Raw genomic sequence first — 12,590 nt, forward strand, 5'->3', positions numbered from 1 at the left:
TTGACCCTTTCTCGTTGATAAGTCCGGCCAGTCTAAGGGCGGCACGGCTTTTTAAAAATAGAAGATAATCGAAGTATTACTTCGTAAAAACAGAACCATGAAAACTACCGGCCTGAACTTTCGCCACCTCTACTTCTTCCGCATGGTTGCCGCCGAAGGCAGCGTGACCCGGGCTGCCGACCGGCTGGGATTGGCCATCCAGACGGTCAGCACGCAAATCGCGGCGCTGGAACAATCAATCGGCAAGTCGCTGCTGACCCAGCAGGGACGCCGCCTGGTCCCGACCGAGGCGGGCCGGGTGGCGCTCACTTACGCCGAGCAGATTTTCCAGCTTGGCGACCGGATGCAGGAGGCACTGGAGGAAGTTGATGCCGGCAAAATCCGGCTGACGGTCGGCATTTCGGACTCCATGCCCAAGCTGATCGCGGCGCACTACCTGCAGGCGGCGCTGCCGCCGGATACGCCGGTGCGCCTGGTCTGCACCGAAGGCGAGTTTGACGCCTTGCTGGCGGAACTGGCCTTGCATAAGCTGGACGTGGTGCTCACCGACCGCCCGGTGCGGGCCAGCGCATCGTTAAGGGTGTTCAGCCACCTGCTGGGCGAAAGTGAAATGCAGCTGTTTGGCGTGCGGGCCCTGGCCCGCAAATATGGCAGGGATTTCCCGGCAAGCCTGAACGGCGCCCCGCTCCTGCTGCCAACCCGGAATACCGCGCTGCGCGGCCGCATCGACGCCTGGCTGCTGGAGCAGGGCGTGCGGCCTGACGTGGTGGGGGAATTCGAGGATAGCGCGATGCTGAATACTTTCGGCCGCAGCGGCATGGGCCTGTTCTTCGCGCCGGCGGCGCTGGCAGGCGATATGCTGGAGCAGTTTGGCGCCGTGCCGGTGGGGCCGGCTCCCGAGCTGCAGGAACAGTTCTACGCCATCTCCAGCGAGCGGCGCATCAGCCACCCCGTGGTCGAGGCGATGCTGAATATTTCGCAGCGATAGCGTCCAGGCCGGCGCTGGCGTAAGTCATCATATCGTCGACCAGGCCTTCGGCATCATCGCCCAGCGCGGGAAACAGCTTGCTGCGCATTTCGCGCGGAGCGACCAGCAGCGCCAGGCAGGGCGACATCAGGAAAAACAGGGCGCGTTGCAGGCCCGGCGTGGTCGGCGGCAGGCCGATGATTTCGCACACCAATCCCAGCATGACCGTGGCTTTGGGCGCGATGGCCTTGTGTACCAGCGCCGGCGCATGTTCGGTCGGCGCCATCAGCTCACGGATCACGACGCGCGCCCCCCAGTGGGCATCCGGCCCTGTGGCCCGCAGCACGATGCCGCGCAAGATCATGCGCAACTTGTCGTGCGGCGCCAAGTCGCGCGCCGCGATTTCCTGCATATCCTCAAGCTTGAGCAAATGATGGTGTGCTTCCACCAGCACCGCTTCGTATAGCGCGCCGCGGCTGCCGAAGTGATAATTGACGGCAGCGATATTGGTGCCGGCGCGGGCGCAGATGTCCTTGCTGGTGGCGTCGGCAAAGCCGCGCTCTGCGAACACCTGCCCTGCCACGTCCAACAGGGCTTGGCGGGTGGCGTCGCCGTCCTGGCGGCTGGCACGGGTTGCAGTCTTTTTTTGCATGGCTCGCATTTTACGTCGAAAACAATTTCAAATCCAAATTTGAATTTGATGTAGAATTTCCGCAGGAGGTTCTGCCATGAACAAGAAACTTGTTGGAATTGCCATTGCGGCTGCAGCAGCCATTGCCGCTGGCACCTGGTACTGGAGCCGGCCGGCGCCCAACGACAAGGAGCTGGTTCTGTACGGGAACGTCGACCTGCGGCAGGTGGCCCTCGCCTTCCCTGCCAGCGAACGGCTGGCGCGCGTGCTGGTGGAAGAAGGCCAGAAAGTACATGCCGGCCAGGTGCTGGCGGAACTCGATACCCGGGCCCTGCATTTGCGTCTGGCCGAAGCCGAAGCGCAGGCCGCCGCCCAGCAGCAAGCGCTGGCCCGCCTCAAGGCTGGTACGCGGCCCGAAGAAGTGGCGCAGTCGCGCGCCCACACCAACGCCGCACAGGCGGAAGCGGAACTCGCGCGCCAGCAACTGGATCGGGTGCTGGCCGTGCAGCAGGACAGCAGCGGCCGCGCCGTCAGCCTGCAGGATGTCGATGCGGCCCGCGCCCGGGCCAAGTCCGCGCAAGCGGCGCTGGAACAGGCGCGCCAGGGACAGCAATTGGCCCAGCACGGTCCGCGCCGCGAGGATATAGCGCAGGCCCAGGCACAACTCGATGCGGCCAATGCGGCCATCGCGCTACTGCAATACCAGCTTGGCGAAGCTTCATTGAAGGCGCCTGTCGACGCCGTGGTACGCGCGCGGCTGATGGAAGCTGGCGACATGGCGTCGCCTCAGAGGCCGGTTTATACGCTGGCGATTGCCGATCCAAAATGGGTGCGTACTTACGTGCGCGAGGCCGACCTGGGGCGTATCAAGCCGGGCACCGCCGCCAGCATCGCCATCGACAGCCTGCCGGGCAAGACGCTGGCGGGCAAGATCGGCTACATATCCTCGGTGGCCGAGTTCACGCCAAAAACCGTGCAGACCGAGGAATTGCGCACGGCGCTGGTTTACGAGGTGCGCGTGCTGGCTGACGACAAGGCCGATGTGCTGCGCATGGGGATGCCGGCGACTGTGCGGATCGCGCTCGGGAAATAGCATGGACGCGGCCGTCCTCAGCGGGCGTGGCCTGTCCCGCCATTTCAACGTCAAGGGCGCAGCCGCGCCTGTGGAGGCCGTGCGCGACGTATCGTTGGAGGTCGCTTCCGGTGCGCTGACGGCGCTGGTCGGGCCGGATGGCGCGGGCAAGACTACTTTGCTGCGCATGGCGGCGGGCTTGCTGGCGCCCAGTGGCGGAAACCTGTCGGTACTGGGCATCGATGTTGCGGCCCGCCCCCAGGAGGTGCAGGACCGCATCAGCTATATGCCGCAGCGCTTTGGCTTGTACGAGGATTTGAGCGTGCAGGAGAACATGGACCTGTACGCAGACCTGCATGGCGTGCCGGCGCACGTGCGGCGTAAGCGTTTCGCACGGCTGCTGCATATGACTGACCTGGCGCAATTCACTTCGCGGCCGGCCGGCAAATTGTCCGGCGGGATGAAGCAGAAGCTGGGACTGGCTTGTACGCTGGTGCGATTGCCCGAGTTGTTGCTGCTCGATGAGCCGACAGTTGGCGTCGACCCTTTGTCGCGGCGCGAGCTGTGGGAGATCGTGCAGCAGCTGGTGGATGAGGAACGGCTGTCGGTGATTGTCAGCACCTCCTACATGGACGAAGCGGAGCGCTGCCAGCAGGTGTTTGTGATGCATGAGGGGCGGCTGCTGGCGTCGGGGGCGCCTGGCGAATTACGTTCCCGCGCTGAAGGCTTGTGTTTTACAGCCATGCCGCGCGCCGGCGAGTCTGCGCGCGGCTTGCAGGCGCGTTTGATCGATGCGCGGGAGCTGGTGGTGGATGCGGTGCCGGAAGGCGGGCATGTGCGGTTTATCCGCCGCCCGGATGCTTCGGATGGCGCGGTGGCACGCTTGCTTGACGGCTTGCCGGCCAAGCCCGCGCCGGCGCGGCTGGAAGATGGGTTCATGATGCTGCTGCGTGCCGCCCCGCCATCGCCGGCCGCTGCGGTGGAGCACAGGGCGTTCCAGGAGACCGGCAAGGTTGCGGCAAATGGGGAGCCGATGATCGAGGTGCGCGACCTGGTGCGCAAGTTTGGTGACTTCACGGCCGTGGCGAGCACCAGTTTCAGCGTCGCGCGCGGCGAGATATTCGGCTTGCTGGGCCCTAATGGCGCCGGCAAGACCACCACTTTCCGCATGCTGTGCGGGCTTCTTCCCGCCAGCTCCGGCTTCCTGCAAGTAGCGGGTGTCAACCTGCGCCACGCCCGCGCGCAAGCCCGCGCGAAAGTTGGCTATGTGTCGCAGAAATTCGCCCTGTACGGCAACCTGACGGTGCGGGAAAACCTCGACTTCTTCGGCGGCGCCTATGGCTTGTATGGCAAGCGACTGGAACAACGCACCAGCCAGGTGCTGGACGAATTCCAGCTGCGCGGACAAGAACATATGCCCAGCGGCCAACTGCCCGGCGGCTTCAAGCAGCGCCTCGCCATGGCAACCGGGCTGCTGCACGAACCGGAAGTACTCTTCCTCGACGAACCAACCAGTGGCGCCGATCCGCTGGCAAGGCGCGAGTTCTGGCGCCGCATCACCACGCTCTCGGAGCAAGGCGTCACCATCGTGGTGACCACCCACTTCATGGAAGAAGCCGAGTACTGCGACCGCATCGTGATCCAGGACGCCGGCAAGCTGCTCGCCATCGGCACGCCGCGTGAAGTCCGCGCTCAGGCGGGGAATGCCGGCAACATGGAGAAAGCCTTCATCGCCATCGTCGAAAAAAACCGCAATGGAGGCGCGCCATGAGCAGCGGCTTCCGCTCCCGCCTGACAGCGCTGGTGCGCAAGGAATTCCGCCAGCTCCTGCGCGACGCATCGAATATGGCAATCGGTATCGCCCTGCCCATCGTGCTGATCCTGATTTTCGGCTATGGCCTCTCGCTGGACGTGAAGAACGCGCCCATTGCCATCGTGATGGAAGACAGTTCACCCACCGCCCAGGAAGCCGTGGCAGGATTCAGCCTGTCGCCCGCCTTCGCCCCGCTCCCGGTAGCCTCGATGCACGACGCAGGGGCCCTGATGCGCGAGCGCCGCGTGGACGCCATCGTCCGCATTCCGGCCACGTTCACGCGCGACGTTGCCGCAGGCTCGGCAGCCGTGCAAATCATCGTGCATGGCGCAGAAGCCAACCGCGCCGCCATCATCCTGAACTACGCCAGTGGCGCGCTGCAGCAATGGAGTGCCCGCCGCGCCGAACGCCTTGGCAGCGCAGCCCACGCCGATGCCATGCCTGCCAACGGCGCCGTGCGCATCGAACAACGCATGTGGTACAACAGCGCCAACACCAGTACCTGGTATCTGGTACCTGGACTGATCGTGCTGATCATGACGCTGGTGGGCGCCTTCCTCACTGCCCTGGTGATGGCGCGCGAGTGGGAGCGCGGCACGCTGGAAGCGCTGTTCGTCACGCCGGTGCGGCCGGTCGAGATCCTGCTGGCAAAGGTCATCCCCTACTTCTGCGTCGGCATGATGGGCCTCTTCCTTTGCCTGGCCGCCGCCCGCTTCCTGTTCAAGGTGCCGATGCAGGGATCGCTGCTGGTCATTATCGTCGCCTCCATGCTGTACCTGGTCGTGGCAGTCGGCATGGGGTTGCTGATTTCTTCCGCGACCAGGAACCAGTTCCTGGCCAGCCAGCTCGCCCTGGTCAGCAGCTTCATGCCGTCGCTGATGCTGTCCGGCTTCCTGTTCGACTTGCGAAATGTGCCGTTGGCGGTGCAGGTGGTGGGGCGCATCCTGCCCGCCACCTATTTCATGGAGCTGGTCAAGACCCTGTTCCTGGCCGGGAATGTCTGGCCGCTCATCTTGCGTAATTGCGCCATCCTCGCCGCCTATGCCGTGCTGTTGCTCGGCATCGCCCGCGCGGTCACCCGGAAACGACTGGACTGAGGCCGACATGATCAATTTCTTCCGCCGCATCGCCGTCATCGTCCGCAAGGAATTCCTGGCGGTGCTGAAGGACCCTAAGAGCCGCTTCATCCTGGTGGTGCCGGCTATCGTGCAAAGCCTGCTATTCGGCTACGCTGCCACCTACGACCTGACGTATGTGCCGTATGCGTTGAATGACGCCAGCCGCAGCGCCGCTTCCGCCGAACTGCTGGCCAAGCTGGATGCCAGCGGCACCTTCCGCCGCATGCTCACTTTTGAAACGCAGGAAGCCATGCGTGACGCAATCGACAGCGAAAAAGCGCTGCTCGCCATCAGCATTCCCGCCGACTTCGAACGCCGCCTGTATGCGGGCGATGCGTCACCCCTGCAAATCGTGCTGGATGGACGCAACTCCAATACGGCCGGTTCTGCCGCAGGCTACGTTGGCGCCGTCGTGGCCGACTTCAACCGCCAGTGGCGCGAGCAGCACGGCGGCACGCAGGCGCCGCTACGCATTGAATCGCGAGCCTGGTTCAATCCGAACCTGGAAACACGCTGGTACCTGATGCCCGGCATGATCGCTGCCCTGAGCATGCTGCAAACCCTGCTGCTGACCGCCCTGTCCGTGGCGCGCGAGCGCGAGCAAGGCACCTTCGACCAATTGCTCGTCACGCCGCTGACGCCAATCGACATCATGATCGGCAAGGCCGTGCCTCCCATCATGATCGGCCTGCTGCAATCGACGCTGATCCTGCTCGTCACGCGGCTCTGGTTCGGGGTGCCGATGGCCGGCTCGCTGCTGTCCATTTACGCCGGGCTGACGCTGTTCACGGTTGCCAGCGTTGGCATCGGCCTGTCGATTTCGGCCGTTTCGCTGAATATGCAGCAGGCCATGCTGTACACCTTCGTGCTGGTGATGCCGATGATGCTGCTGTCCGGGCTCACTACGCCGGTGCGGAACATGCCGGAAGTGCTGCAAGTCGTGACCATGGCGAATCCCCTGCGCTTTGCCATCGACATGGTGCAGCGGGTTTATCTGGAAGGCGTCGGCCTCGGCTTGTTGTGGCCGAATATGGTGCCGCTGCTGTTGATTGCGTTGATAACGCTGCCGCTGGCGGCATGGCTGTTCCGCCACCGCCTGGCCTGAACTGGAACCATCATGAAAACGTTCACCATTTTCCCGCTTTGCCTGTCGCTGGCTGCTTGCGCGCTCGGACCAGACTACCACGAGCCGGATGTGCAAGCGCCAGCATCCTACGGCGATTGGCACGGCGGAGCAGCGGCACTGCGCGAGACCGGCTTGGCTACCGGCTCGGCCGAATCGTTTGCCCGCTTCGCCGACCCGGTACTGCGCGATTTGCAGCAACAGGCCGTGGCAGCGAGCTTCGACGTGCGATCGGCAACGCTACGCTTCGCACAAAGCAGGATGGCACGCAATGTGGCGGCCGGCGCCGAGGGGCCGCAGCTTACGGCCCGTGCCGGCGCCACGCGGCAGCGCCAGTCGGAATCCGGCGCCGGCACGCGCATGGTTGATGCAATCGCGCCGGCCAACCGCGATGTGCTGATCGAAAAGCTCAGCGATCCATTCGCGCTGTACCAGGCTGGCTTCGATGCCGTCTGGGAGCTGGACTTGTGGGGACGCGTGCGGCGCAGCGTGGAGGCGGCCGATGCCGGCATGGCCGAAGCCAGCTCGGTCCTGCGTGACGTGCAACTGGCAGTGCAGCTCGAGGTGGCACGCAACTACTATGAAATGCGCGCCGCCCAGCGCCAGCAGGAATTGCTGCTGGCGGATCTGGCCGCAGCGCGCGACATGGCGGCGCTGGTGACGGCACGCCAGCGCGGCGGGCTTGCCAGCGACCTTGAAGCCGAACAGCAGCGCGCAGCCCTGGCCGAACTGGAAGGCCGCATGCCGGCATTGCTGGAGCAGGAAGCCGCCGCCAGCAACAGGCTGACCATGTTGCTCGCCAAGCCGCCCGGCGCGCTGCGGGAGCAACTGACGGCGGCGGGTGGCGCCGCCGCGCCCAGCGGGCCCGACCTGGCACTGGGCGTACCGGGCGAAGTCATGCGGCACAGGCCCGACATCCAGGCAGCGGAAGCGCGCCTGCAAGCTGCCACCGCCAGGATCGGCGTGGCGGTGGCAGACCTCTATCCGCGCATCACGCTTGGCTTGTCGCTCGGCTTCGAATCGCTCGACATTGGGAAGTTTGGCGACTGGGGCAGCCGCCAATGGTCGCTTGGACCCAGCCTGCAATTGCCCGTGTTCGACAATGGCCGCCGCCGCGCGACGGTCGAACTGCGCCGGCTCGAAGAACAGGAAGCCGCCATCAACTTCCAGAAAACCGTCCTGAAAGCCTGGCACGAAATGGATGACGCGCTGTCCGCCTACGCCGCCGCGCGCCAGCGCCAGCAAGCGCTCAGCGCAAGGGAAGCCAGCACCCGCGCCATGCTGGAACTGGCCACCGCACGTGCACGCCGCGGCATGAGCGACCAACTGCCGGTACTGCAAGCGCAGCGCGCCATGCTCGCCGTGCAGCGCGAGCGCGCCGCCAGCGACAGCGAGCTCGCACTGCGCCTGCTGGCCATTTGCAAAGCCAGCGGGCTGGCCCCGCAACCGTAGCTTTCTACCAAGAAATTATCAGAATTGCGCGAGCTTGGCTCCGGGTCGGATAAGATAGAGGTTTTCGACTCCCCGCCTTAGGGCGCTTATGGACAACCTTTTACTCGTAATTTTCGCACTCTTCCTCGTAGCACTGAACGGCTTCTACGTCGCCGCTGAATTCAGCATCGTCACCCTGCGCCGCACCCGCGTGCGTGCCATCGAAAAGACCCAGGGCCTGCGCGGCCGCATCCTGGCCAAGGTCCACGGCCAGCTCGATGCCTACCTGTCCGCCTGCCAATTGGGTATTACCCTTGCCTCGCTCGGCCTGGGCTGGATCGGTGAACCGGCCTTCGCCCGCCTGCTGGAACCCTTGCTCACTCTCCTTGGCATCACTTCGCCGGAGATCGTGCACGGCATTTCCTTCATATTCGCCTTCGTCACCATCTCCTTCCTGCACATCGTGGTGGGCGAGCTGGCGCCGAAATCGCTGGCCATCCGCATTCCTGAAGCGGTCGCGCTGTGGAGCGCCATCCCGCTGTACGCTTTCTACTGGACCATGTACCCGGCCATCTGGTTGCTGAACCAGAGCGCCAACGCAGTGCTGCGCCTGGCCGGCCTGGGCAACGCTGGCGGCCACGAGTCGCACTACTCGACCGACGAACTGAAGCTGATCCTGCGCACCAGCCAGCCCGGCGAATCCTTCAACAAGGATGAACGCAATATCCTGGCCAACTCGCTGGACTTCTCGCAATTGCGCGTGGCCGACCTGATGCGTCCGATCAATGAAGTGATCGCGCTGCACGCCGACCGCTCGATGGACGAAAACCTCGACACCGTGGTGCGCAACCGCTTCAGCCGCTACCCCTACTTCGATGAGGAAGGCGACAGCGTGCTGGGCGTGGTGCACCTGAAGGACCTGTTCTTCGCACTGCAATCGCGCAAGGAGCTGAAAAACCTGTCGGGCTTCCTGCGCCCGGTCGAGACCATTTCCGCCCGCACCCCTGCACTGGAGCTGTTCCGCCGCTTCAAGGACGGCGCGCCGCACTTCGCCCTGATCGGCGAAAAAGGCAAGCGCCCGGTCGGCTTCCTCACGCTGGACAACCTGCTGGGCGCCATGGTGGGCGAAATCCACGACGAGTTCCGGCTCAACGAAAACGACTGGCTCAAGCAGCCGGACGGCTCGCTGATCGGTAAGGCCAGCCTGCCGATCTTCTCGCTGGAGCGCATTCTCGGCGCCGACATCGAGAACGAGGAAATGGGCCTGGGCGAAGTGGAATCGGTCGGTGGCCTGATCATGCTGAAGCTCGGCGACATCCCGAAACAGGGCCAGCGCGTCGAATTCGACGCCTTCGACCTGGTGGTGAAAAAGATGAATGGCCCGCGTATACTGTTGGTAAAGGTAATCCCGCGCAACCTGCCGCCGGATTCCGACGAACAGGATTGATATGCTACTGCGCGGTACCCTGATTGCCATTGCGGCCTGCCTTGCCGGCAGCGCAATGGCAGCAACCTGCGGCCCCTACACCGTCGCCATGTACGAACACGGCGCCCTGTACTACCACAGCGGCGCGCAATGGTCCGGCATCGACAAGGACATCGTCGACGAACTGGCGCGCCGCACCGGCTGCGAGCTGCGCATGACACGCGATTCGCGTATCCGCATCTGGACCATGCTGAAGGAAGGCACGCTGGACATGACCATGTCCGGCATTGCCACGCCCGAGCGCGAAAGCTTTGCACGCTTCACGCCTTACCTGCAGTCGCGCAATATGCTCCTGCTGCGCAACGAGGCGGCAGCGCATGCCGCCACGCTGGAACAATTCGCGGCACGGCCGGAGCTCAAAGTGGCCGTCATCAAGGGTTTCAGGCACGGCACGACTTACGACGCCTGGCTTGACCGCCTGCGCAAGCAGGGCCGCGTGTACGACACACCCGACTACAGCACGCTGCTGCGGCTGTTCCAGTACGGCCGCGTGCACGCCATCCTTCAGTTAAGCAGCAATATCGACGCCCTGCACCGCGATGCCCATCTGCGCGGCCAGTTCCGCGTGTTGGACCTGGTGCCGCGCGAGAACGTCCAGGGATCGCTGGTCATTTCCCGCCTGGTCGCCGATGCGCCGGCCACGAAAATGGAGCAGGCATTGCGTGCCATGCGCGAGGACGGCACCGTCAAAACCATCATGGAACGGCATACCAGTCCCGAACGGGCGCTGGCGATGCTGGTGCGCTAAGCGCTTCGCCGGACGAGTTCAAAGCGCGCGCGATGCAGCGCGCCTTCCTTCGGCAAGTCGGTTCGGGTAACGGCGATGTTTTCGCCGAAGTGCTTGATGCAGCCGGCAATCAAGCCTTCCGCCAGGTCGCCCAAACCGCGTGGGGAGCTGTAGTGCATCAGCAGCCTGTCCGGGGATGGACGTTCGCAAGGCAGCGACGGCAATTCGGCGTCCGGGTACAGCTTGCGCACTTCGACATGGATCACGTCGTCGATGTGGGACAGGAAATCAAAGGCGCTATGGCTATCGGCAAATAGCGGCTGGTAGCTCACGCTGAAGCGCTGGAACAGGTGTTCGCCAAACATATGGATCAACTGCGGCATACTGACGCCGCTGGCGTCGGAAAGCGCTTGCACCAGGCGTACCAGTTCGGCGTGATCGTAGGTACCAACCGAGGTGTAGGCGCCGTCGTTTGGCAACTTGGCTTCGGTGATGATCCGGTCCAGCATTTCCAGGCCCATGCGGCCCTCGACCAACTCCATGAACTCCGTGAACACGATGCCTTTCATGGCGCCCTCCTACACGACAGGTTTGACCTTGGTCCAGTTTCTCAGCAGGCCAAGCGCCACCGCGAGCAGCGTCGGTCCGATGAACAGCCCGACAAAACCGAAGGCCAGCACGCCCCCCATTACCCCAAGCAGTACCAGCGCGAACGGCAGGCTGGAACCGCGCGAGATCAGGATCGGCTTGACCACGTTATCTACGCCGCTGATGACGACTGTGCCGTAGATGAGCATGAAGATGCCCCAGCCAGTCATGCCTTGCGAGAACAGCCAGATCGCCGCGCCGCCCCAGATCAAAGGCGGCCCCACCGGCACCAGGGAGAAGATGAACGTAGCCACCGACAGCAAGGCCACGGCGGGCACGCCCGCGATCAGGAAGCCTACCGCCGCCACGGCAGCTTGCGCCAGCGCAGTGCCCAGCATGCCGTACATCACGCCGGTGACGGTGCGGCTAACGGTTTCCGCCACTTCGACCGCGTGCTCGCCCATGATCTTGTTCATGCCCACTTCCAGCGCAGTCACGATGTTATGGCCGTCGCGATACAGGAAGAAGGAGACAAAGGCGGCCAGGCTGACCTGCGCCACGCCGGCGCCAAGCACGATGCCGCTATTCAGCAGGATATTGCGGGCCGGTTCCACGTATTTCTTGGCCACGGCCAGCAGTTCCTCTTTGCTGCTCAGGATCTGGCGCAGGTAGGATTCGACCGCTTCGCCCACCAGGGGCAACTGGCGCAGCCAGGCCGGCGGCTCAAAGCCGCCTGCATCAAGCGCGTCGCGCGCCCCGCGGTAAAAGTGTGTCACGCTGTCGGCGATATTCCAGGTCACCAGCGTCAAAGGCAAGACGATGATCAGCACCAGCGACACCGTCATCACCGCCGCGGCCAGGTTGCGCCGCCCTTTCAGGCGAGCCAGCAGGCGTTGGTACAGGGGCCAGGAGGAAATTGCGATGGCGGCGGCAAACAGGATGCCGGCCAGGAAGGGGCGCAGGACGTACAGGCAGCCAATGACGAGAAATACAATGGCTGCCAGGCGGCTATAGGGCTGAAATCGTTGTTCCATGCCCTTAGCTTATCAGGAATCAGTTGGCGACGAGAAGCTTCAGGTCGTGCACGATAGGCGCCGCTCCACCGTTGTGGCGCAGGAACAGGCGCAGCTTGCCGCTTTTGTCGAACACATAGCTGCCAGCCGTGTGGTCGATGGTGTAGCTGTCGGGAGTCTTGCCCGGCACCTTCTGGTAAAACACCTTGAACTCCTTGGCGGTAGCGGCAACCTGCTCCGGCGTGCCGTACAGGCCAACAAAACGCGAGTCGAAGCCCGGCACGTACTGCGACAGCAGCTCCTTGGTATCGCGCTCAGGGTCGAGGGTGGCGAACAGCACCTGCACCTTGTCGGCGTCCGGGCCTAGTTCCTTCATCACGGCCGACATTTCAGCCATGGTGGTCGGGCAAACGTCAGGGCAGTGGGTGAAGCCGAAGAACAGCACCACCACCTTGCCCTTGTAGGAATCCAGCGTTACCGGCTTGCCGGTATGGTCGTTCAGCGAAAAACCCTTGCCGTAACCGAGGCCGGTCAGGTCGGTGTTTTCAAACTTGAGCTGCTTCTCGCCGCAAGCGGCCAGCGCGAGCAGCATGAACAGCGCCGCAAACAGTTTTTTCATTG

General features: G+C 63.9%; 12 protein-coding genes. 8 read left to right on the forward strand and 4 right to left on the reverse strand.

Translation table 11 applies throughout. From position 1 onward, the window contains the following. Window positions 1–97 precede the first annotated feature (97 nt). Window positions 98–988, forward strand: coding sequence for a transcriptional activator NhaR (nhaR, locus tag ASD58_RS15030; protein WP_057261955.1), 891 nt, complete (start codon window positions 98–100; stop codon window positions 986–988). Here nhaR and ASD58_RS15035 read toward each other — a convergent pair. Continuing rightward, window positions 942–1,619: a CerR family C-terminal domain-containing protein gene (locus ASD58_RS15035; protein ID WP_229209987.1), complete on the reverse strand. Its 678-nt coding sequence runs from the start codon at window positions 1,617–1,619 to the stop codon at window positions 942–944. The genes nhaR and ASD58_RS15035 overlap by 47 nt on opposite strands. A gap of 76 nt (window positions 1,620–1,695) precedes the next feature. On the opposite strand from ASD58_RS15035, the gene ASD58_RS15040 reads away from it, so the two are divergent. The 7 genes from ASD58_RS15040 (at window position 1,696) to ASD58_RS15070 (ending at window position 10,389) form a co-directional block, all read left to right on the forward strand. Beyond that, window positions 1,696–2,691 carry an HlyD family efflux transporter periplasmic adaptor subunit gene (locus tag ASD58_RS15040; protein WP_057261957.1) on the forward strand — a complete coding sequence of 332 codons (996 nt, stop codon included), beginning with the start codon at window positions 1,696–1,698 and terminating at the stop codon, window positions 2,689–2,691. Between the two features lies 1 nt (window position 2,692). Continuing rightward, window positions 2,693–4,441 (forward strand): ATP-binding cassette domain-containing protein, encoded by a 1,749-nt coding sequence (locus tag ASD58_RS15045; protein ID WP_057261958.1) that lies wholly within the window; start codon window positions 2,693–2,695, stop codon window positions 4,439–4,441. Next, window positions 4,438–5,580: an ABC transporter permease gene (locus ASD58_RS15050; protein ID WP_057261959.1), complete on the forward strand. Its 1,143-nt coding sequence runs from the start codon at window positions 4,438–4,440 to the stop codon at window positions 5,578–5,580. The genes ASD58_RS15045 and ASD58_RS15050 overlap by 4 nt, the downstream gene beginning before the upstream one ends. A gap of 7 nt (window positions 5,581–5,587) precedes the next feature. Continuing rightward, window positions 5,588–6,706: an ABC transporter permease gene (locus ASD58_RS15055; RefSeq protein ID WP_057261960.1), complete on the forward strand. Its 1,119-nt coding sequence runs from the start codon at window positions 5,588–5,590 to the stop codon at window positions 6,704–6,706. Between the two features lie 12 nt (window positions 6,707–6,718). Beyond that, window positions 6,719–8,176: an efflux transporter outer membrane subunit gene (locus ASD58_RS15060; RefSeq protein ID WP_057261961.1), complete on the forward strand. Its 1,458-nt coding sequence runs from the start codon at window positions 6,719–6,721 to the stop codon at window positions 8,174–8,176. Between the two features lie 88 nt (window positions 8,177–8,264). Then, complete coding sequence (locus ASD58_RS15065) at window positions 8,265–9,602, forward strand: hemolysin family protein (protein WP_057261962.1); 1,338 nt, start codon at window positions 8,265–8,267, stop codon at window positions 9,600–9,602. A gap of 1 nt (window position 9,603) precedes the next feature. Then, window positions 9,604–10,389 (forward strand): ABC transporter substrate-binding protein, encoded by a 786-nt coding sequence (locus tag ASD58_RS15070; protein ID WP_057261963.1) that lies wholly within the window; start codon window positions 9,604–9,606, stop codon window positions 10,387–10,389. Here the strand turns inward: ASD58_RS15070 and ASD58_RS15075 are convergent. From ASD58_RS15075 to ASD58_RS15085, 3 genes are read right to left on the reverse strand one after another with little or no spacing between them, the layout of a single operon-like run. Further along, entirely contained in the window at window positions 10,386–10,937 is a 552-nt protein-coding gene (locus tag ASD58_RS15075) for a heme NO-binding domain-containing protein (protein WP_057261964.1), read from the reverse strand. The two genes, ASD58_RS15070 and ASD58_RS15075, sit on opposite strands and share 4 nt — an antisense overlap. A gap of 9 nt (window positions 10,938–10,946) precedes the next feature. Beyond that, on the reverse strand, window positions 10,947–11,990 hold the full coding sequence (locus ASD58_RS15080; protein ID WP_057261965.1) for an AI-2E family transporter: 1,044 nt from the start codon (window positions 11,988–11,990) through the stop codon (window positions 10,947–10,949). Window positions 11,991–12,009: 19 nt separating this feature from the next. Then, window positions 12,010–12,588: an SCO family protein gene (locus ASD58_RS15085; RefSeq protein ID WP_057261966.1), complete on the reverse strand. Its 579-nt coding sequence runs from the start codon at window positions 12,586–12,588 to the stop codon at window positions 12,010–12,012. Window positions 12,589–12,590: the final 2 nt, after the last annotated feature.

Origin of the sequence: Duganella sp. Root1480D1 (genome assembly GCF_001427305.1) — a bacterium.
Classification (GTDB): domain Bacteria; phylum Pseudomonadota; class Gammaproteobacteria; order Burkholderiales; family Burkholderiaceae_D; genus Rugamonas.

What these genes read in the sequence shown, in the direction of transcription:
- nhaR (WP_057261955.1), top strand. Translation starts at nt 98, where the DNA reads ATGAAAACTACCGGCCTGAACTTTCGCCACCTCTACTTCTTCCGCATG.
- ASD58_RS15035 (WP_229209987.1), bottom strand. Translation starts at nt 1,619, where the DNA reads ATGCAAAAAAAGACTGCAACCCGTGCCAGCCGCCAGGACGGCGACGCC.
- ASD58_RS15085 (WP_057261966.1), bottom strand. Translation starts at nt 12,588, where the DNA reads ATGAAAAAACTGTTTGCGGCGCTGTTCATGCTGCTCGCGCTGGCCGCT.
- ASD58_RS15065 (WP_057261962.1), top strand. Translation starts at nt 8,265, where the DNA reads ATGGACAACCTTTTACTCGTAATTTTCGCACTCTTCCTCGTAGCACTG.
- ASD58_RS15040 (WP_057261957.1), top strand. Translation starts at nt 1,696, where the DNA reads ATGAACAAGAAACTTGTTGGAATTGCCATTGCGGCTGCAGCAGCCATT.
- ASD58_RS15050 (WP_057261959.1), top strand. Translation starts at nt 4,438, where the DNA reads ATGAGCAGCGGCTTCCGCTCCCGCCTGACAGCGCTGGTGCGCAAGGAA.
- ASD58_RS15070 (WP_057261963.1), top strand. Translation starts at nt 9,604, where the DNA reads ATGCTACTGCGCGGTACCCTGATTGCCATTGCGGCCTGCCTTGCCGGC.
- ASD58_RS15060 (WP_057261961.1), top strand. Translation starts at nt 6,719, where the DNA reads ATGAAAACGTTCACCATTTTCCCGCTTTGCCTGTCGCTGGCTGCTTGC.
- ASD58_RS15055 (WP_057261960.1), top strand. Translation starts at nt 5,588, where the DNA reads ATGATCAATTTCTTCCGCCGCATCGCCGTCATCGTCCGCAAGGAATTC.
- ASD58_RS15080 (WP_057261965.1), bottom strand. Translation starts at nt 11,990, where the DNA reads ATGGAACAACGATTTCAGCCCTATAGCCGCCTGGCAGCCATTGTATTT.
- ASD58_RS15075 (WP_057261964.1), bottom strand. Translation starts at nt 10,937, where the DNA reads ATGAAAGGCATCGTGTTCACGGAGTTCATGGAGTTGGTCGAGGGCCGC.
- ASD58_RS15045 (WP_057261958.1), top strand. Translation starts at nt 2,693, where the DNA reads ATGGACGCGGCCGTCCTCAGCGGGCGTGGCCTGTCCCGCCATTTCAAC.